General features: G+C 43.0%; 20 protein-coding genes. 3 read left to right on the top strand and 17 right to left on the bottom strand.

What is annotated here, in order from left to right:
* Positions 1-9: 9 nt before the first annotated feature.
* The 5 genes from lepA to rpoE all read right to left on the bottom strand — a co-directional run bounded on the left by lepA (position 10) and on the right by rpoE (position 4,609).
* Complete coding sequence (gene lepA, locus C9I43_RS03000; protein WP_107882018.1) at positions 10-1,800, bottom strand: translation elongation factor 4; 1,791 nt, start codon at positions 1,798-1,800, stop codon at positions 10-12.
* 166 nt (positions 1,801-1,966) lie between these two features.
* Positions 1,967-2,440 (bottom strand): SoxR reducing system RseC family protein, encoded by a 474-nt coding sequence (locus tag C9I43_RS02995; protein ID WP_076496939.1) that lies wholly within the window; start codon positions 2,438-2,440, stop codon positions 1,967-1,969.
* Between the two features lie 10 nt (positions 2,441-2,450).
* The gene (locus C9I43_RS02990) at positions 2,451-3,383 is read right to left on the bottom strand and encodes a MucB/RseB C-terminal domain-containing protein (RefSeq protein WP_107882016.1); all 933 of its coding nucleotides are present in this window, start codon (positions 3,381-3,383) and stop codon (positions 2,451-2,453) included.
* Between the two features lie 15 nt (positions 3,384-3,398).
* Entirely contained in the window at positions 3,399-4,004 is a 606-nt protein-coding gene (locus C9I43_RS02985; protein ID WP_107882014.1) for a sigma-E factor negative regulatory protein, read from the bottom strand.
* A 26-nt stretch (positions 4,005-4,030) separates the two neighbouring features.
* A complete protein-coding gene (rpoE, locus tag C9I43_RS02980; protein WP_076496942.1) occupies positions 4,031-4,609 on the bottom strand; it encodes an RNA polymerase sigma factor RpoE in 579 nt (192 codons plus the stop codon).
* 189 nt (positions 4,610-4,798) lie between these two features.
* Between rpoE and nadB the strand changes: the two genes are divergently transcribed.
* Positions 4,799-6,412, top strand: a complete 1,614-nt coding sequence (nadB, locus tag C9I43_RS02975) for an L-aspartate oxidase (protein ID WP_076496943.1) — start codon at positions 4,799-4,801, stop codon at positions 6,410-6,412.
* Between the two features lie 30 nt (positions 6,413-6,442).
* On the opposite strand, the gene C9I43_RS02970 is transcribed toward nadB, so the two are convergent.
* The 10 genes from C9I43_RS02970 to rppH form a co-directional block, all read right to left on the bottom strand.
* Entirely contained in the window at positions 6,443-6,883 is a 441-nt protein-coding gene (locus tag C9I43_RS02970; RefSeq protein WP_107882012.1) for a protein YgfX, read from the bottom strand.
* Positions 6,864-7,112: an FAD assembly factor SdhE gene (locus tag C9I43_RS02965; protein ID WP_107882010.1), complete on the bottom strand. Its 249-nt coding sequence runs from the start codon at positions 7,110-7,112 to the stop codon at positions 6,864-6,866. The genes C9I43_RS02970 and C9I43_RS02965 overlap by 20 nt, the downstream gene beginning before the upstream one ends.
* A gap of 86 nt (positions 7,113-7,198) precedes the next feature.
* Entirely contained in the window at positions 7,199-8,104 is a 906-nt protein-coding gene (nhaR, locus tag C9I43_RS02960; protein WP_076496946.1) for a transcriptional activator NhaR, read from the bottom strand.
* A gap of 56 nt (positions 8,105-8,160) precedes the next feature.
* Positions 8,161-8,547, bottom strand: a complete 387-nt coding sequence (locus C9I43_RS02955) for a hypothetical protein (protein WP_076496947.1) — start codon at positions 8,545-8,547, stop codon at positions 8,161-8,163.
* A 2-nt stretch (positions 8,548-8,549) separates the two neighbouring features.
* Positions 8,550-9,719 carry a Na+/H+ antiporter NhaA gene (nhaA, locus tag C9I43_RS02950; RefSeq protein ID WP_076496948.1) on the bottom strand — a complete coding sequence of 390 codons (1,170 nt, stop codon included), beginning with the start codon at positions 9,717-9,719 and terminating at the stop codon, positions 8,550-8,552.
* A gap of 117 nt (positions 9,720-9,836) precedes the next feature.
* Positions 9,837-10,631, bottom strand: a complete 795-nt coding sequence (thyA, locus tag C9I43_RS02945) for a thymidylate synthase (RefSeq protein ID WP_076496949.1) — start codon at positions 10,629-10,631, stop codon at positions 9,837-9,839.
* On the bottom strand, positions 10,631-11,437 hold the full coding sequence (lgt, locus tag C9I43_RS02940) for a prolipoprotein diacylglyceryl transferase (protein WP_107882007.1): 807 nt from the start codon (positions 11,435-11,437) through the stop codon (positions 10,631-10,633). The genes thyA and lgt overlap by 1 nt, the downstream gene beginning before the upstream one ends.
* Positions 11,438-11,473: 36 nt before the next feature.
* Positions 11,474-12,274 carry a sulfite exporter TauE/SafE family protein gene (locus C9I43_RS02935; RefSeq protein WP_107882005.1) on the bottom strand — a complete coding sequence of 267 codons (801 nt, stop codon included), beginning with the start codon at positions 12,272-12,274 and terminating at the stop codon, positions 11,474-11,476.
* Between the two features lie 55 nt (positions 12,275-12,329).
* Complete coding sequence (gene ptsP, locus C9I43_RS02930) at positions 12,330-14,564, bottom strand: phosphoenolpyruvate--protein phosphotransferase (RefSeq protein ID WP_107882003.1); 2,235 nt, start codon at positions 14,562-14,564, stop codon at positions 12,330-12,332.
* Positions 14,565-14,587: 23 nt separating this feature from the next.
* The gene (rppH, locus tag C9I43_RS02925) at positions 14,588-15,112 is read right to left on the bottom strand and encodes an RNA pyrophosphohydrolase (RefSeq protein WP_076496953.1); all 525 of its coding nucleotides are present in this window, start codon (positions 15,110-15,112) and stop codon (positions 14,588-14,590) included.
* Between the two features lie 689 nt (positions 15,113-15,801).
* On the opposite strand from rppH, the gene mutH reads away from it, so the two are divergent.
* Both mutH and C9I43_RS02915 read left to right on the top strand, forming a co-directional pair.
* Entirely contained in the window at positions 15,802-16,473 is a 672-nt protein-coding gene (gene mutH / locus C9I43_RS02920) for a DNA mismatch repair endonuclease MutH (RefSeq protein ID WP_076496954.1), read from the top strand.
* Positions 16,474-16,595: 122 nt separating this feature from the next.
* Positions 16,596-17,663, top strand: a complete 1,068-nt coding sequence (locus C9I43_RS02915; protein ID WP_107882001.1) for an adenylate/guanylate cyclase domain-containing protein — start codon at positions 16,596-16,598, stop codon at positions 17,661-17,663.
* A gap of 42 nt (positions 17,664-17,705) precedes the next feature.
* Here the strand turns inward: C9I43_RS02915 and oxyR are convergent, their stop codons facing one another.
* The gene (gene oxyR / locus C9I43_RS02910; RefSeq protein ID WP_107881999.1) at positions 17,706-18,617 is read right to left on the bottom strand and encodes a hydrogen peroxide-inducible genes transcriptional activator OxyR; all 912 of its coding nucleotides are present in this window, start codon (positions 18,615-18,617) and stop codon (positions 17,706-17,708) included.
* A gap of 252 nt (positions 18,618-18,869) precedes the next feature.
* Entirely contained in the window at positions 18,870-19,235 is a 366-nt protein-coding gene (locus C9I43_RS02905) for an Hpt domain-containing protein (RefSeq protein WP_076496957.1), read from the bottom strand.
* Positions 19,236-20,126 lie beyond the last annotated feature (891 nt).

Genomic DNA, 20,126 nt, shown 5'->3' with positions numbered 1-20,126 from the left:
TGCTAACGATTACTCGTTTAGCTTAAGTACCGCTAAGAATGCCTCTTGCGGCACCTCAACGTTACCGACTTGCTTCATACGTTTCTTACCCTCTTTTTGTTTATTTAAGAGTTTTTTCTTACGAGAAACGTCGCCGCCATAACATTTAGCCGTTACATCTTTACGTAGCGCTTTAACGGTTGAACGAGCAATAACTTGACTGCCCACCGCCGCTTGAATCGCAATATCAAACATCTGACGTGGAATCAGTTCTTTCATCTTATCCACTAAGGCTAAGCCGCGATGACGAATATTTGATCTATGGATAACCATAGCTAAAGCATCGACTCTATCGCCGTTAATCAGAATATCTAAACGCACCATGTCAGCAGGTTCAAAACGAATAAAGTTATATTCGAGTGATGCATAACCACGGCTAGTCGATTTTAAACGGTCAAAGAAGTCCATGACCACTTCCGCCATCGGCAGATGATATGTCACAGCCACTTGATTACCGTGGTATACCATATTGACTTGTGTGCCGCGCTTTTCAATACAGAGGGTAATCACGTTACCTAAGTATTCTTTTGGCACTAAAATGTTGGCCTCAACAATCGGCTCACGCATTTCTTCAATATTATTAAGCGCTGGTAAATCAGACGGGTTATCGACGTAAATTGTCTCACCACTGGTCATCACCACTTCGTACACTACGGTTGGCGCTGTGGTGATCAACTCTAGGTTGTATTCACGCTCTAAACGCTCTTGCACGATTTCCATATGGAGTAGGCCTAAATAGCCAATCCGGAAACCAAAACCCAGTGCCGATGAACTTTCGGGTTCAAAGAATAATGAAGCATCGTTTAAACTGAGCTTATTCAGCGCATCACGGAAGTTTTCATATTCATCGGTAGAAATAGGGAATACGCCAGCGTATACCTGCGGTTTAACTTTCTTAAAGCCAGGTAACGGTTTTTCAGCACCATTTTTAGCTAACGTCAAAGTATCGCCCACTGGCGCGCCGTGAATTTCCTTAAGACCCGCAATAACAAAACCTACTTCACCGGTTTTAAGCTCGGTTTTATCGGTTTGTTTTGGTGTAAAAATACCCACGCGATCTGCTGTGTGGTTTTGCCCTGTCGACATCACCTTAAACTTGTCGCCTTTTTTCAGGCTACCGTGTTTAATCCGCACTAAAGACACAACACCTAAGTAGTTATCAAACCAAGAATCGATGATCAGGGCTTGCAATGGTGAGTCAGGATCGCCTTCTGGCGGAGGAATTTTAGCAACAATGACTTCTAAAACTTCGTCGATACCGACACCCGTTTTAGCTGAACAACGCACAGCATCCATCGCATCAATACCGACGATATCTTCAATCTCGGCAGCAACACGTTCAGGATCGGCTTGAGGTAAGTCAATTTTGTTTAAAATGGGTACCACATCCAGATTCATATCCAGAGCGGTATAACAGTTTGCCAGTGTCTGAGCTTCAACGCCCTGACCCGCATCAACCACCAGTAAAGCGCCTTCACAGGCTGCTAATGAGCGCGAGACCTCATAGGAGAAGTCAACATGACCAGGGGTATCAATAAAGTTAAGTTGATAGACGAGGCCATCTTTGGCTTTGTAATCCAAAGTGACACTTTGTGCCTTAATCGTAATACCACGCTCACGTTCTAGATCCATAGAATCTAAAACTTGAGTATCCATTTCACGGTCGGTTAACCCGCCACAAACCTGAATAAGACGATCTGATAGCGTCGATTTACCATGGTCGATATGGGCAATAATTGAGAAGTTTCTAATTTGTTTCATTATGCTGCAATGACTAATACTGAAAATGGATACGGTTTAAAGGAGCGAAATTGTACCTGATTGCGGTTTCAATACCAATCACATTCACTCTTACTTAGGGCACTAGGATAAAACCACGCCCAAAACCGCAGTTAACTGTTATTTAATAAAAAATAACACATTGAAATTATTGAGCTAATTCTCGTAAATTAAGACTCATACCTAAATAAGCCAAAATCACAGGCTGAGCATCTTCTTCTAAACGTTTAGCTTGTTGTTTACCCAAAGTCCACGCCAATAAAGCTCCTAGCACCGCAAAACCCATAGCACCAAGGTTAGAATTAAACTCAAATAGCTGGCCTAAATACTGTCCTAACGCCGCACCAATAAACAAACCTAACAGCGGCATTAAGTAAATTAATGCCGCTGCTTTTAGAATTACACTCTCAGGAAGCCCCAGTTTGAGCAGTTCGCCAGCCTCGCAGCGGCGTTCACTTTGGATAGAGAATTGCTGAGTTTTTGAAGAAAAAGCCTGTGCAATGGCAGAGGTTCCGCAAGACTCACTGCTAGAACAACTCTTACAAGTGCTTTTAAGTTCAACTTCAACCGTCAACCAACCTTGATTATCGCTGGCGACGACCCTAGCCACTTCTTCCATCATAATCTTTGTCCTATTTTAGCGTCAGACTTTTAGCAATACGTGCCAAGGTTTCGGTAGGCACTTTTCCTACTGCAACCACTTCGGCATTACCTACGTTTTCTGATACTAACGATAAACCGTTACGGGTTATCAGTTCTTCAGGTAATTTGCGGGTCCCAGCCCTCGCTACATAAACTGAAATATTTGCCAGTCCATCGGTCAGTGCAATATATTCCACTGTTTCCTGGCTGCCAATCAGTCTATGGTGATCACGTACGACCACGGTAAAACCTGCAGGAAGCCAAGAAAATTGCCAGTTTTGGCCATCTTGACGCTCGGCTTGATCTATCACTGCTGGCCATTCTTGCTTATAGGCCTCGAGTAAAATAGCCGGAGGCTCACTGAGTTCGATAAGTTCAATTACCATGATTTGCTCAAGTAATTGCTTATCTTGAGTCAGCATGTCATATCTGAGTGGCAAATAGGTTTCCATATCGACCCAAACCTGAAAGCCATAACGAAACTCATCATTTGGCAAGAGGCGGATCATTTGACCTGGACGGCCAGCAATGCGGCTTCGACCACCCAATACAAATTGATAACCGACTTCTAAATCAGCCATTTTGGCAGAAAAAGCGGCAGGCCAAACACCTTGAATATGATCAGAAACAATGCTGTAAGCTGGCTCATCGTGCTCTATAAACGTGACTCGATTACCAACACGAACCGCATTTTTAGGCGGCCCGTTAAGATATTCAAGAAAGGCAACCTCTTGATTATTAACCTTACCGTGCAGATAAACCAAAGGCCGAATATGATCGGCCTGAAGTTGAATAATAGATGCTTTAAATTCTTTTTCTTTTAAAGCCTGACTCATTTTATCGAGCCAGACCTTGGCTGCCATGTCTTCTTGCGCCATCGCAGGGAAGACCAAGGCTAATAAAGCCAACAGGATTAGACGCAAGCTAACTCCTCATTATTAATTAGGAACAGGTACAACGTCGTTATTATCCTCAACAACCGCACCCGTGTTCAATCGTTGTTGCAACATATGGTCCTGAATATAAGTATTAATCCGGTGCCGCTGTTCGTTCACCTGATCGCTACTATGACCTTGGTTCTGTTGTACTGATCCCGTTTGCAAACTCACTGGAGACGCGCTACCTATCAGAGGTCGGGTTATTAATACTGGAGACGGCGATGCGGCATCATCAGCAGTTTGATTGTAATTTTGCACACCCACAATCGCAAACATGGCAACGGTTGCTGCGATAGCATATTGACCAAATTGTTTGAACAAAGGCACAACGCGGCTTTGTTCGCTATTAGCGGCAATTTGTGGTGCAGCTGACGCACGACTCTTGGGCGCAACAATTGCGGGCTCAAGTTCGATGGCAGCGGCAATACTAGCAGACAGATCTAACATAATATTCTGAGGCAATTCGCCTCGCATTGCATCACCTATCATATGATAGTTATGCCATTTATCATGTGAATGTGTATCGGCAGCTAACTCTGCCATGGTCTGCGCATCAGTCTCTCCATCGACGGTAGCAGATACCCATTCTTGACCTAATTTATCCATTTTTCACCTGTCTAAATATAAGGATGTCATTCTTCCAGCAAGGGCTGAAGCTTTTTATCTATTGCCTCACGAGCACGGAAGATACGCGATCTTACTGTACCTACGGGACATTCCATGACGATAGCGATATCTTCGTAACTCATACCATCAAGTTCACGCAACGAGATAGCCATACGCAATTCTTCTGGCAACGTCTCTAATGTATCGAAAATCACCTTTTTGATTTCATCCGATAACATTAATCGCTCTGGGGAGGCAAACTCCTTCAGCGCATCACTGCCTTCATAATATTCGGCATCTTCTACATCAACGTCATTAGCAGGCGTTCTACGCCCCTGTGATACGAGATAATTCTTCGCAGTGTTTACTGCGATGCGGTACAACCAAGTATAAAATGCACTTTCACCGCGAAAGTTTGGCAAAGCTCGATAAGCTTTGATAAACGCTTCCTGCGCTACATCAGCAACGTCTGCTTGATTCCGTACATAACGAGAAATCAAACTAATGACTTTACTTTGATATTTAAGCACTAACAGGTTAAAAGCGTTTTTATCACCTTGTTGTACGCGCTCAACTAATTGTTGATCACTTAATTGTCCACTCATCCGAGCCGACTTCTCCTAAATCTAAAAGGCTGATTTCTCAGTCGCTCGAATCATATTCACTTATGTAGACTCGCGTACTTTGAAAAAGTTCTAAAATTGTATAAATAAAGTAAGGTAAAAAGGAAAGTACCCATAATCCGAGAGTTGGTTTACCATAGTTGGTACTCGTCAATCACATCATGATACCCGATGAAACAAGTAGTTGAACACCAATCTGACATATTAGTCATAGGTAGCGGTGCCGCAGGTCTGACACTAGCTTTGCATCTTGCTGAAAAAGCAAAAGTTATTCTGCTTTCAAAAGGCCCACTCTCGGAAGGATCAACTTACTACGCCCAGGGCGGAATTGCCTCCGTTTTCGACGAAAGTGACACTATTGAATCCCATGTTGCTGATACGCTTATTGCAGGGGCAGGATTATGCGATAAAGATGTTGTTACCTTTACCGCCGAAAATGCTAAAAGTGCCATGCAGTGGCTTATTGAATGTGGTGTTGCCTTCGACAAAGAAGAAACCACAGACGGCAATGAAAAAGACGCACCTTATCATTTAACCCGTGAAGGCGGCCATAGCCATAGGCGTATTTTACACGCTGCAGATGCCACAGGTAAAGAAGTCCAAACCACGCTTCAAGCACGCGTACTGTTACACCCCAACATTCAAGTTTTAGAACGCTATAACGCCATCGATCTGATTACCACCCGTAAATTGAATCGCCCAGGTAATCGAGTGTTAGGCGCTTATGTGTGGAACCGAGATGAAGAACACGTCGAAACAATCAAGGCGAAGTTTGTTGCGCTAGCATCAGGAGGCAGCTCTAAAGTATACCAATACACTTCAAACCCCGATGTGGCCAGTGGTGATGGTATTGCTATGGCGTGGCGTGCTGGTTCTCGCGTCGCTAATATGGAGTTTAATCAATTTCATCCCACGTGTTTGTACCATGCCGATGCCCGTAATTTTTTACTCACTGAAGCACTACGCGGTGAAGGTGCTTACTTGCGTCGTCCAGATGGTAGTCGTTTTATGCCAGACTTTGATGAACGTGGCGAACTGGCTCCGCGAGATATCGTTGCCCGTGCCATTGATTATGAGATGAAACGTCTTGGTGCCGATTGTGTGTATCTTGATATCAGTCATAAAGATGCTGATTTTGTGAAGAAGCATTTCCCGACCATCTATAGCCGTTGCTTAGAACTGGGCATTGATATCACTACAGATCCAATTCCTGTCGTTCCTGCTGCGCACTATACCTGCGGTGGCGTGATGACAGATATGCACGGTCAAACGGATCTTAATGGTCTCTATGCCATTGGTGAAGTCGCCTATACAGGTCTGCATGGTGCGAATCGCCTTGCAAGTAACTCATTACTTGAGTGTTTGGTGTTTGCCCGCGCCGCGTCGCAAGATATTGAGAGCCAACTGAATAAAATTAAAATGCCGGGGCACATCCCCGTATGGGATGAAAGCCAAGTATCTAACTCAGATGAAGAAGTCGTTATTGCCCATAACTGGCATGAACTACGGCTATTTATGTGGGATTATGTCGGTATTGTGCGTTCAGATAAACGCCTAGAGCGCGCGCTGCGACGCTGTATGATGTTGCAGCAAGAAATCCAAGAGTATTATAGTAACTTCAGAGTCAGTAATAACTTGCTCGAATTACGTAACTTAGTGCAAGTCGCGGAGTTAATTATTCGCTGTGCTATGGATAGAAAAGAAAGCCGTGGACTGCATTTTAATATTGATCATCCCGAAAAATTAGACTCTCCTCAGCCCACCATTTTACAACCTGAAAAGTAAGATTGTGACTCTGGCTTGATAATAAACAGACTAAATCTCGGAAGAAGGTTTAGTCTGTTGTATTTTAGCTCTTAGTAACAGACGGCATAAATGCCGATACTGCGCATCATTGACCATATCTGCCCAAACCATTAACAAACGTATTTGCGTATCCACATCGATGTAAATCAAGCAAACAAAAGGGGTGACCCAAGTTCGCTTTAGCACTTTAAAATGCTCCCCTGTAGATAAACGTCCCTCGCCTTTATTATTCAGTACAAACTCTAAATGCCAATGCTGCAGTCGCCACATTTGTAATATCAGAAATAGTATCAGCAGTAAGATACACAGGTATTTAAAGAGAGATAACACAATATTACCGCTTTGCGTCCAGAGTAGAAAAGCGCTAGAACAGACACAAACAAAAACGACCAACGAGAGTCGTTGGTCGAGGGAGGCTTTTACACTAAAACTAGGGTGCTGGTCTGCCACGGACTTTAACGACTATGCGGGCCAATTCAGCATCAGGACACACTTCATGGCCCATAAACCAAGCAAATAACTCAGGATCTTCACATTCTAGTAAACGAATAAACGCGGTTTTGTCTTCATCGGACATTTCTTGATAAAAGTTTTCAACGAATGGTTGAAACAAAACGTCTAATTCCAACATTCCGCGTCGACATGCCCAGCGAACCCTTGCTATGTTCATTAATTCCAAGGTATTTCTCCCAACACAAATTTGGCATTAGTCTACCAGTTCACAGGCTAAAGTGTCGATCATCCCTTTGTGACTGAATGATTAAATCAACATTGTTGCAGTTGCGTATCGAGCCCAGCAAAGAGATCGCTAAAATCAGTATCTAACAAGCGTTTTACCGCCGGATGTTGGATCATTCGTTCGGCAAACATCACATGATATTCTTCTTTCACATCGACAGTTTCACCAAGTAAATGCATACCGTGGGAAGTAACCTCTTGGCGGTAAATCGATGGAGTGACAAAAATGCCGCGCTTAAGATAACCAAAAGCTTTCATCATTGCCGCATCGTCAAACTCCCCTAAAATGCTCACCTTAAGATTTTGTTCATCAAACCAGCGATATAACTGCTGCCCGAGTGAAGTTCTGCGACTGGGGATTAGTAATTGACCTTGTTCTAAACAAGCAGGAAAATCAGCACTGTAAGTGTCAGCAGAAAAAAAACTCACACCGCACTCCCCTAATTTTTTAGACAAAATTTCAGGGTATTTCAATGATTCACCCGCACAATCAGAGAGAATCATATCTAATTTATGCTCACGTAAACGCGCCATTAAGCTCTCATGGGTCGCTTCATAGCAAGCCAAATGTATAGAGCTATCATTAGGGACCACTGATAGCAAAACTCGACTAACTAATGCCTTAGACAAGGCATCAGCAATACCCACCTCAAAAAGCATCGCATCCGCTTTTTGATAATTAAGCAAATCGAGCATTTCGTAACTAAGACTAAACATTTTATCAGCATAACGAAACACCAGCTCTCCCAGCTCAGTGGCCTCTAATGAGCGACCTACCCGTTTGAATAAACTCCCGCCCAATCTATCCTCTAAAGCGCGAATTTGACCGGTGACAGTTTGTGGCGTTAAGCATAGTGCTTCAGCTGCCTTAGTGACCGAACCCTTTTTCTTAATCATCCAAAAATAATACAAATGGTTGTAATTAAAATGCATGCTGATCCATTACTTATCATTGCCCTAATAGCTAAGACATTAAAGGGTTTACCGCGTTATTGTAACCGTTGGCAGTCGAGTAAATTTGTCACTATGCCTTGCAATTGCTCTAAATCTGCAGCAGTCCCTAAGCTCACCGCTTCGGTCACACCCGATACTAAAGCATCACGGTTGGGAATACGGTCGGCACAATAGACTCGATTAGCCTCTTGGAAACGTTTACCACCACGATATTTAAGTGCCCTTGATTCATAGCCATTGGTCTCTAATCGTGCCCCTAATGCATCAGACTTAAACATCAAAGCTCCATCGACGATCCCTTCAAGATAGCTTTGACACGTTGCAGAACTGACATCTTTGTTACAAGCTAATATCTGCGAGGCACTCACTGTTGAAGAGAGACATAAAAGTGTCGCCATTGTCATAAATTTCATATTGATCATAATCATACTCCTTTTTGGGGTAATACTTTTGATAACCAGAAATAACCAACTAATGCCGCCACCATAGAGCCAACTAAGGTACCAAGACGGGCTAAATCGCCATACATAGGATCCGCACGCTCAAAAGCGAGTGATGCGATAAACATCGACATCGTAAAACCAATACCGCACATGGCTGCGACTGGCGCTATTTGCTTCCAACCTACACCATCGGGTAATTGAGCTAACTTAAGCTTCACCGCAACGAAACTAAACAACATGACACCAATGGGCTTACCCAGCATGAGGCCCAATGCAATGCCAACGGGCACAGGCGAGATTAACGTCTCTAAGTTCATGTTACCTAAATACACACCAGCATTAGCAAAGGCGAACACGGGTAAGATTAAAAATGTGCTCCATGGGTGCAAACTATGCTCTAAACCTTCTGCAGGTGAGCTACCATCTTTGGCTCGCATTGGGATACAAAACGCAATAATAACGCCAGCAAGTGTGGCGTGAACGCCTGACTTTAGTACAGCAACCCAAAGGATTAACCCTAAAATTCCATAGGGTAAAAGTGAGGTGACACCTTTTCGGTTTAATCCAACTAACCCAACTATCGCTAAACTGGCAATCACTAAGCTGATGGTCGAAAGATCGCTGCTATAGAACAAAGCGATAATCACGATGACACCCAAATCGTCAATAATCGCCAGCGCTAACAAGAAGACTTTTAGAGACACAGGAACACGGCTACCCAGTAATGCCATGATCCCCAAAGCAAACGCGATATCCGTGGCAGCAGGAATCGCCCATCCCGCTTGCGTGACAGGATCGCCATAGTTAAACAGCAAATAGACTCCGGCAGGGACTATCATGCCGCCAATTGCCGCGAAAGTAGGTAGAGATGCTTGAGCGACACTCGATAAAGCGCCTTCGAGTAACTCACGCTTAACTTCAAGACCGATCAATAGAAAAAATATGGCCATTAGACCGTCATTGATCCACAAAAGGAGGGGCTTATGAATATCAAGCACGCCAATTTTGATTTGCACGTCAGTGCTAAGAAAACCTTGATAAAGCGAAGCTAGCGGAGAATTGGCCATCAACATGGCTAAGGCAACAGCAACGAGTAACAAGATGCCGCCAGCGGACTCTTGACTCAAAAAATTTCTTATAGCTTTTTCCATCGTACACTCCTAAAAATCATAATAAATTGAGTGTAGACGAATAATAATAACAAATAAAATCGTGATTTTCGACGAAACACCTCGGTTATTCCGAGGTGTTTGTTGGCAAATAAGACGTTATACGGCGACAGGCGCTTTGATATGGGGATGGGGATTGTAGTTTGTCAGTTCAAAATCATCGAATTGATAATCAAAAATTGATTCAGGTAAACGTCGAATTGTCATCGTTGGCAGTGGCTTAGGTTCTCGGCTAAGTTGCAATGCAGTTTGTTCCATATGGTTGGAATACAGATGAGTGTCGCCACCTGTCCACACAAAATCACCTAAAGCCAAATTGCATTGCTGGGCAACCATCATAGTAAGTAAAGCGTAACTGGCAATGTTAAAAGGTAAACCTAAAAATACATCGCAGCTACGTTGGTAAAGTTGACAAGATAACTTACCGTCAGCCACATAAAACTGAAAAAATGCATGGCATGGTGCCAAGGCCATTTTATCTAACTCACCCACATTCCATGCAGAAACTATAAGACGACGAGAATCAGGTTGAGCTTTTATCTGTGCAATCACTTGTGAAATCTGATCGATAGCATCGCCACTTTGCGTTGGCCAGCTGCGCCATTGGGCACCATAGACAGGGCCTAAATCGCCATTTTCATCGGCCCATTCATCCCAAATACGGACTTTATTCTCACGTAGATAGGCAATATTAGTTTCGCCTTTTAGGAACCACAGCAACTCATGAATAATAGAACGCATATGGCATTTTTTGGTACTCACCAAAGGGAAGCCTTTGCTCAAATCAAAGCGCATTTGATAGCCAAATACTGAGCGAGTTCCTGTGCCCGTGCGATCTGATTTATCGACACCTTCGGCCAAAATGTGCTTCATTAAGTCTATATACTGTTTCATTACTGCTTATCCTGCTTACGAAAAATCAAATATATACCGATTAACACCATAGGTACTGAGAGTATCTGCCCCATGGTTATAAATCCCCAATAGAGTCCAAGCTGCGCATCAGGTTGTCTTACCGTTTCAACCACTATACGGAAAACACCGTAACCGACTAAAAACATCCCCGACACCGCACCCACTTTATTTGTGCGTTTACTAAACCAATAAAGCAGTAGAAATAGCGCCACACCTTCAAGGGAAAATTGATATAACTGCGAAGGATGACGAGCATCTAATCCACCGCTTGGAAATACCATGCCCCAAGGCATATCAGTGGTGCGCCCCCAGAGCTCGCCATTGATAAAGTTACCAATACGCCCTGCCCCTAAACCGATAGGCACCACGGGCGCCACCATATCTGCAACAGCAAAAAATGGTCGTTTTTGTTGCCACGCGATATAAATCATGGCGGTAATTACGCCTATCAACCCACCATGAAACGACATGCCTCCTTCAGATATTTTAAGCAAATACATCGGGCTAGCCAGAAAATAATCGAAATGATAAAAAAGCACGTAACCGATACGTCCACCTAATATCACCCCAAGAAAACCATAAAATAGCAGATCAGAAACTTGCTCTCGTGTCCATAATCCCTGTGAGCGATCTGCTTGGCGGTTAAGTAACCACATCGCCGCCACAAAGCCAACTAAATAGGTAAAACCATACCAGCGCAGCGCTGGCTCAAAAGTTTGTCCAAAAAGATTAAACGGTCCAAAGGATATGATCACAGGATCAATATTGGGAAAACTTAGCGCCATACGATATCCATTAACCACCTCAAGGTGAGGCAAAAATTAGGTCATAATTAACTTAAAACCAACACATAAAAGTAATAGCGCGAATACTTTTTTAAGCACTGGTGTTGGCCAAGTACTCGCTACTTTTACCCCCACTGGCGCCATTAGCACTGACGTCATGACTAAACCCAATAACGCGGGCAAATAGATAAAACCTAAGGTGCCATAAGGTAGCTCTGGCGCATTAAAGCCCGCGATGATATACCCTAAACTGCCTGATAATGAGATTAGCAAACCTGTCGCAGCCGAAAAACCAATGGCGTAACGCATCTTCACCCCAAAGAAGATTAAAAATGGTACTAGCAAAACGCCACCGCCAATCCCCATCAGCCCGGCAATCATAGCGGCTAATGCAGCGACCACGAATAACACTGGCGCACTGGGTAAGTGACGATTAGATTCCGTTTTAAAGGGATAGGCCATTTGAATCGACATAAGCACTACAAATATCGCAAAACCTTGCTGTAGGGTTGTTGCAGAAATTTGTTCCGCTATAAAACCTGAGGTTAACGCCCCTAGCATGATCCCCGGCAGCATCGTTTTAAGTAACGGCCAAGGAACATTACCGCGTAAATGGTGTGCTCGTGCTGACGAAATCGACGTAAGAATAATTGCCGCCAGTGAGGTTGCTATCGCAATATGGGGTAATTGAGCAGAATGAATACCTGCTGATGGCAAAATATAAAGTAGCGACGGCACCATAATCAAACCACCACCAATACCAAGTAGTCCGGCCATAAAACCGACAACCGCTCCTAAAGCTAAGCAGATTAAAAATACCGACAACAAACAATCCACAGGAATACCTAGCCCATGCTAAATCGAGGGCATCAGCTTAAAGCAAAAGGCAGCATTAGTTAAGAATGGTCTCAAGATCTTGCAGACTTAAATATTCTTTAACTAATTCTCGTACTTGGAAACCATTGGATAGACTCAGTGCCTTAGCAAGCAATTGATCTAAATCGGCGCGTGCTACGCGACGTAGTAAATAATTAATTCGCGCTAAACTGCCCTGGTTCATGCTTAATTGATCGTATCCCATCGCAACCAATAAAATGCAGCCCATAGGCTCACCCGCTAACTCGCCACAGATACTAATGTCGAGCTTATGATGTCGACAATCGAGGAGTGCTTGATGTAACGCCCGCAAAATACCCGGATGATAACTATCAAATAACGAACTCACCCGTGGATTATTTCGGTCAACCGCTAGTAAATACTGCGTTAAATCATTACTACCAACTGAGACAAAATCAACCCTTTTGGCCACATCGTTAAGCTGATATAACATGGCAGGTACTTCGAGCATAATGCCAACTCTGGGCATAACAATATCAATATTCACATCATTTTTTAATTCTATATAGGCTTGTCGTAAATAGGCTAAGGATTGATCGATTTCATCTAAGTTACTCACCATAGGCAATAAAATACTCAGTTGCTTACCATCGCCTCCGGCTTGTAGCATGGCCCGTAACTGCACTAAAAATAGCTCAGGATGATCCAGTGACAAGCGGATCCCGCGCCATCCTAAAAATGGATTATCTTCTTTAATCGGAAAATAAGGCAGAGGTTTGTCGCCGCCTACATCTAAGGTGCGCATCACCACAGGTCGACCCGACGCCGCCAATAACACTTGCTGATATACTTTTACTTGCTCAGATTCACTCGGAAAACGTTGTTGCAGCATGAAAGGGATTTCAGTACGGTAAAGCCCAATCCCATCAGCGCCGCTAGCGATCTCAGAAGCCACACCACTGAGTAATCCGGCATTTAAATACAAACGGATGCGCGAACCATCAAGCGTAACTGAAGGTAAAGCTAATTCTTGAGCGTATTGACGTTGCAACGCTTTTTGCGCTGAAATCAAACTGCGATACTCACCAACAACAGCTGGGGATGGCGACACTAATAACTGGCCACGGCTCGCATTCACCACCAAGAGTTTTTGGTCAATATTGGCCGATAATAATTGCTCCACGCCTGTAATGGCCGGTACACCTAAAGCGCGGGCTAAAATAGCGGCATGGGAGTTCACGCCGCCAAGCTCAGTGACAATGCCAGCAAGCTTTTGCCTTGGAAACTCGGCCAACATAGTCGCGTCGGCTTCACGGGCAATCAGGATCACCGGTTTATCGGGTTCACGTTCAAGCCGTTCAGGCTCAATTAACTGGCGTAATACTTTTTGCCCTAAGTCGCGGATATCACTCGCACGCTCCTTAAGGTAAGGGTCTTCCATCGCTAAAAATTGTTGGATATAACGCAAAGACACTCGACTCACTGCCGACTCAGCCGCCCATCCTAATTGTACTTCACGGGCGTATTCGCCACCTAAACTTGCATCATCAAGCAGTAATTGTAATGCATTGAAAATAGAGACGACTTCGTCATCTTGTTCACGGTCAAACCGTTGTGACAATGCGCCAATCGCTTCTTTACAGCGTGCCATTGCCACCGTTAAGCGGCTCGACTCATGGATAATATTGTCACAACGTACATCGGGCTGTTCGAGGGAGATTTCGCCACCCAGCACAAAGGCGTAAGCAATGGCGATACCGTTCGATGCGGAGGTACCTTGAAACAGTATTTGATGTTGATGGGAACTGACTTGTGCTTTTTGTTTTAAACCACGTACTGCCATTGCTAACTGAGCGGCGAGGGTCATCAAGAAGGCCTCTTCACCTTCGCTGAATTGACGCGCACTCGCCTGCTGCACCACGATGACCCCAACTACCGCCTTTTGGTAGATGATAGGCACAGCTAAAAAAGCACGATATTCTTCTTCTGCTACTTCAGGAAAGTGTTTGAATCGAGGATGAAGCCTAGCGTCAGCTAAGTTAACCGCTTCTTCGCGCTGGGCAGTAAGTCCAACTAATCCTTCGCTCAACGGCATGCGCACACGACCAACAGCACTTTTTTTAAGGCCATCTGTTGCAGATAGCACTAATTCTTGCTCCTCTAATATGTAGATGGAACAACATTGGGTAGCCATAGCCGCTTTTGTCGAGGTAACTAAAGTCTCTAATGCAATATCTAGGCTATTGGCTGATGCCACCGCCTGAGTTATATCCCTGAGCGTATTTAACACTGTTTTCAATCCTATTTTGAAAATCAGCCCGTTGTTTTTTGCCTTCCCCGTTTTCTCGGTATTTCCTGAATCTGGAATGACAATGCCGTTACTGCGAACTCTTTCATCACTTTACGATAAACATCACGTTTAAAGGAGACAACTTGTCGTACAGGATACCAATAACTGACCCAGCGCCAATCGTCAAATTCAGGATGCCCAGATAAACTTAAATTAATCGCACTGTCTTGGCTTTTAAGCTGTAACAAAAACCACTTTTGTTTTTGCCCAATACACACAGGTTTACTGTCTTGTCTTACTAAACGTTTTGGCAAACGATAACGTAACCAAGAACGTGTTGAAGTTAAGATATCAACGTGTTCGGGTCTTAGGCCAACTTCTTCATATAATTCACGATACATCGCCTCTTCGGCAGTCTCGCCCTCATCAACACCACCCTGAGGAAATTGCCATGAATGTTGACCAAAGCGTCTGGCCCACATGACTTGGCCATATCTGTTACAAATTATAATGCCCACATTTGCGCGAAAGCCGTCGCTATCAATCACATGGACTCCAAATCACATTAAATTCTAATAAACTGATTGTTTCATAAAGCTAGTCTCTCAGCAAACCTCTATTTCACCCTAAGCCTTGGATAAAATGACTCTTGCAAGATATTTATCAACAAGCGGCAGGCGTAAAACGGAGGGATATCCACATTTTCTGTGGATATCTCTGTTTGAAACTTCAGTGAACTTGTTATAACGCTCAAAAAACATCAGTTTAGGTCTATTTAAAAAACAAACAGCAAACCAATAAAGATCAACATATATAATGAGTTAAAAACAACCCTCCCTTTAAAAAAGTAGCCAACACCGATAAAGCTCACTATTTAACCAGTTAAAGACCTTTTTATTATTCTGACGATATAACTCAATTTTATACACAATATGTGTTCAACAAGGTTCATAAAAGCTCAAATAAACACTGTTTTTAGCATTGACGTGGCGATTTCATTAGGTTAAGCAAACTAATTTATCAACTTATCCCAAATATCTGTGGATAAGTATGTGGGGAACACAAGGGAAAGCAGAGAGTAACTTTGAACACTTTTTCACAAAATGGGAATTAACTCACATATGAATTTTAAAATCAGTTACTTAGAATAAAAAAAAACAGAGTAAGTTCACTTGAATATCACTGCTCACATTTTAACCACCATTGCTAAGTGGTTATTTTTAAGTAAAATCCAACCATGAATAAAATCATTCCTCCCGAAAATCTCCCTGAATTACTTGAACGCGCCTATTTAATGGCTGGCGTAAATTTGGCGCACATTGCCGCTCAAAGAGGTTTGTCTGTTCCCAAAGATCTTAAACGCGATAAAGGTTGGGTCGGTCAGTTAATTGAAATGGAACTGGGGGCAATTGCAGGCTCTAAACCCGAGCAAGACTTTCTGCACTTAGGCGTCGAGCTTAAAACTATCCCGATTGATTCGCGGGGGCATCCACTAGAAACCACTTATGTGTGCGTGGCGCCGTTGCATAATATCCAAGGCTTAACTTGGCAAAACAGCTTAGTCTGCCACAAGCTACAACGCGTACTGTGGGTGCCAATAGAAGGTGAGCGGTGTATTCCCGTGGGCGAACGCCGCATTGGTACCCCAATATTGTGGGAACCCACGCCCCATGAGTTACAATTATTACAACAAGATTGGGAGGAAATCATGGAGCTTATCGCTCTGGGTAAAGTCGATAAAGTGACTGCACGCCACGGTGAAGTGCTGCAATTACGCCCCAAAGCAGCAAATAGTAAGGCCCTAACGCAGAGTATCGCTGCAGATGGCAGTCTAAAAATGACTAATCCTAGAGGCTTTTATTTAAAGAAAAACTTCACTGCCAGCATACTTAATCGCGTTTTTGGTTAACTTTAAGCAACGATATAGACTTGGATTGATCCAGATCACAAATATCACTGGCACTTAGGTGACACTTTTCTATAAACTACGGCATTCTGAAATCACAGCCGTATTCGGATACCCATCAAGCAGTGAGAGCACGTAGACAAGCGAAAAAACTCCTTTTTGCGATTTTAGCTTGGGCGATAGCCATGGCTGCATTCGTGTTTTTTCGATATGCCCAATCACCAGACTTACCCCAATGGGCGGTAGGCTCTGCTGATCTTGCTACACTGGCTATTTATATGGGAATAATTTTTGGCAGTCTACATTGGATGTCAAACGTCATCGCTGATTTCAGTGCCATAAATCGACTCCCTTATATGTTCTCTGTCATTTTTAAGGGACTATTTTTATTCCTTGGCGCAACGACATTAGCTTACATGACTCAGTTTTTAAATATGTGGGCTATCGAAAACCACATGTCAACGCTCAGGCAAATGTTAACAACCCACATACTCTACAGTCCTTCATTTCAAGCATTAATTGTTTATCTGGTGGTTGTACGCGTTGGTTTAGCCTTCGTCGAACAAATGGCGCTGCTAGTTGGGCCACGTATCCTACTCAACATTGGCCTAGGTAAATATCACAAACCCAGATATGAACAGCGATTATTCCTATATTTAGACATGGTTGCCTCAACCACTCATGCTGAATCATTAGGCGATTATCGTTTTAGCCGCTTAATCCAAGACAGCTTTAGCTTACTGTCGGATACCGTCACTAATAACGAAGCTGAAATTTATCGCTATATGGGCGATGCGGTATTAATCCATTGGCCATTAGAAGAAGGGATTGTGCACGACCGCTGTATGAACATCTATTTTGAATTCAGCCAGCATCTCAATTGGCAAAGGCATTATTTTGAAAAACACTACGGTTTTGTACCTAAATTTAAAGCCGCAGCACATTGTGGACAAGTTGTCGCAGCAGTAGTTGGGGTGCAAAAACAAGAAATTAGTTTCTTTAGTGATGTGATTAACACCCTTGCTAGGCTGCAAGATCAGTGTAATCCACTGGGGCAACGCATGTTGATTTCAGGTGCATTGGCCGGACGTTTAGATAACCCTAATACTGCGTATCATCTATCCAACTTAGGCCCAGTCAAATTAAAAGGGAAACAACACTCAATCGAAGTGTTTGGCGTTTCCCCGCTTTAAATAATGCCTAATAATCGCTATAACATTATTTGGTCATCAGCGTTATTCAGTGTCTTTAGTAAGCAACTTTTGGATCATCAAACCTAAAGTACGGAAGGTTAAAATCCGACTGGTTGTTTGGCGCCAAACAAGGCCGATATCACGATAAGGCGCTTCACCTGGCGGCGTCATCACTACCAAATCCGTATCATTTAAAATACCCGCATCAATCGCCATTTGCGGTAAGAATGTAGTACCTAGTTTACTGTTCACCATCTGTACTAACGTATGCAGACTGGTGGCGGCAAACGGATTCACTTTTGCACTGTCGCCTAACTGACACGCTGTAATCGCATGGCCCGTAATGCAATGCTCACTTTGCAGTAAAAAAATACTTTCATCGGGCAGTGCATGATAATCAATTGGTTGATGGATATTTCCGGCTAAATCTTTGTGGATCACCATTTTAAAAGGGTCGATACCGACTTTCATGCTGTGATAACCGCTGGTGTCTACCGGTAAAGCCAGAATCAATAGATCCAGCTCGCCTTTTCCCAAAGCCTCTAACAAACGTTCAGTGGTGTCTTCCTTCAATAATAAACTCATCGCAGGATAGGACTGCTGACACTCACGGATCACGCGGCTCAATAGAAAAGGGGCAATTGTTGGGATACAACCTAAGCGTATATCGCCCGTCATTGGCTCGCCTTGGTTTTTAACCAATTCAACCAAATCATCGACATCGGTGAGAATCTTCCGGGCGCGTTGCACCACTTCTTCACCTATTGCAGTAAACATAAAAGACTTATGGTCTCGCTCAATCAACTGATGGCCTAATTGCTCCTCTAAATTTTGGATCCCACTTGAGAGCGTTGACTGGCTCACAAAACACACCTTGGCGGCGCGGTTAAAATTTTGCTCTTGATAGAGATTCACCAAATAAAATAAATTTTTTAAGCTAGGTAAACTTTTCATTTTCTCGATTGCCATTAAGGTTATGAATTAAGAAATCAAATTTACTGTAGCATAACTGATTAATGATAACGTGACATAAAATATCAAGAATGTGACCTAAATCGATATTCAATTGGGTGTAATTGCAGACAAAACAGGAGAAAATAACAACGAGGTAAAATTAAGCAGATTAAAAAAGAATATAGGATAACTAACATCCAGGATTAGGGCGCAACCATTCACGTAATTGCGGCGCCCTACGCATAATCTAATTTATGCTTTAGCCTGCAAAAAAAGTTTTAGCTGTTGTAAATCAGCGCTCGCATGCTCAACAATTTGCGCAACCCAAGTGCCATGTTCAGCATCCCATTGTGGCTCTTCGCCATGTTGTAATAGCTGAGCAATTTGCTGAATACGTTTTAAGCCCACCGAACCCGCCGCACCTTTAAATTTATGCGCTTCTGAACATAAAGTCTCTTTGTCTGCAGCCTCGTTAGCTTTCACTAGATTTCCCACATATTCAGGCATGAGCTGCTCAAATAGCACCACACTCTTGAGCAAAGTACCGGCACCAATCGCGCTGCAGTATTGTTCGAGAGTATTGAGATCGAGTATTGCTTCTAATTCAACTGTGGCCATGAGGCCTCCCTTAAGTGGTTCAATGCTTAAAAAGAATTTACCACATAATACTCACTAAAATTGACTGTGCAACTTATAGCGATATTCTAGCTCCAATAAGCGCTGCATTTAACAGAATAGTCACTCGTCACTGACAAATTCTGCCCATAAAATAAGAGCTATAACAGTAGGTTTTAGAAAAATGCTAAAGCCTCTTTCGCGATATTAATACCGGCCTTGCCCACAATAAAGCAGCTAATTATACACAATCGCCACTAATCCAAACCAGCGATAGACTCACTCATCGCTTGTGAGACAATTACAGCAATCAATGTACTTTTAAAGCTGAGTGTCCTATCACGCCTTACAAACAGCTAAAGACATTTATGTATGCATTAAGTCCCATCAAAAGACCAAGCTAATTTCATATCAGAACATTAACAACAACCAAGATGAAACGACTAATAGATAAGCACAACATTAATACGCTGAATAAAAAAGTTACTAATAAACAAATGGATAATGGTTTATTTACACTAAATTATGCCCTCATATTACGCATAATTTTATTTTCATAAATGGATGCTCATTCAGATAGAGTAATCAGCTACCGAGTTCCGCCCACGCAAGCATGCATTAAAATTCAATAATCATAGATTTTTACCCAATCAGTTGTTGATGAAAAATAACTTTATCTACATGAAAAATAATTCATCACTGAGTTTCTTTCATGCCTCAATAGTTAAATTACTTATAAAACTCTTTTTATTCATATCGTTACATAGTATCCATCACACTTTACGTCAACGTAATGCAATTATGCTTTATGTATAAAATGTGAAGAAACATCGTTTTTTATGCAAAATTTTGGTTTGACCTTTGATGAATCTCAGGATAATTTGAGTAATCGGG

This window comes from Shewanella morhuae (genome assembly GCF_003028295.1).
Classification (GTDB): domain Bacteria; phylum Pseudomonadota; class Gammaproteobacteria; order Enterobacterales; family Shewanellaceae; genus Shewanella; species Shewanella morhuae.
Note: the sequence above shows the minus strand (reverse complement) of the source record. Positions and strands in the feature narration are given on the sequence as shown.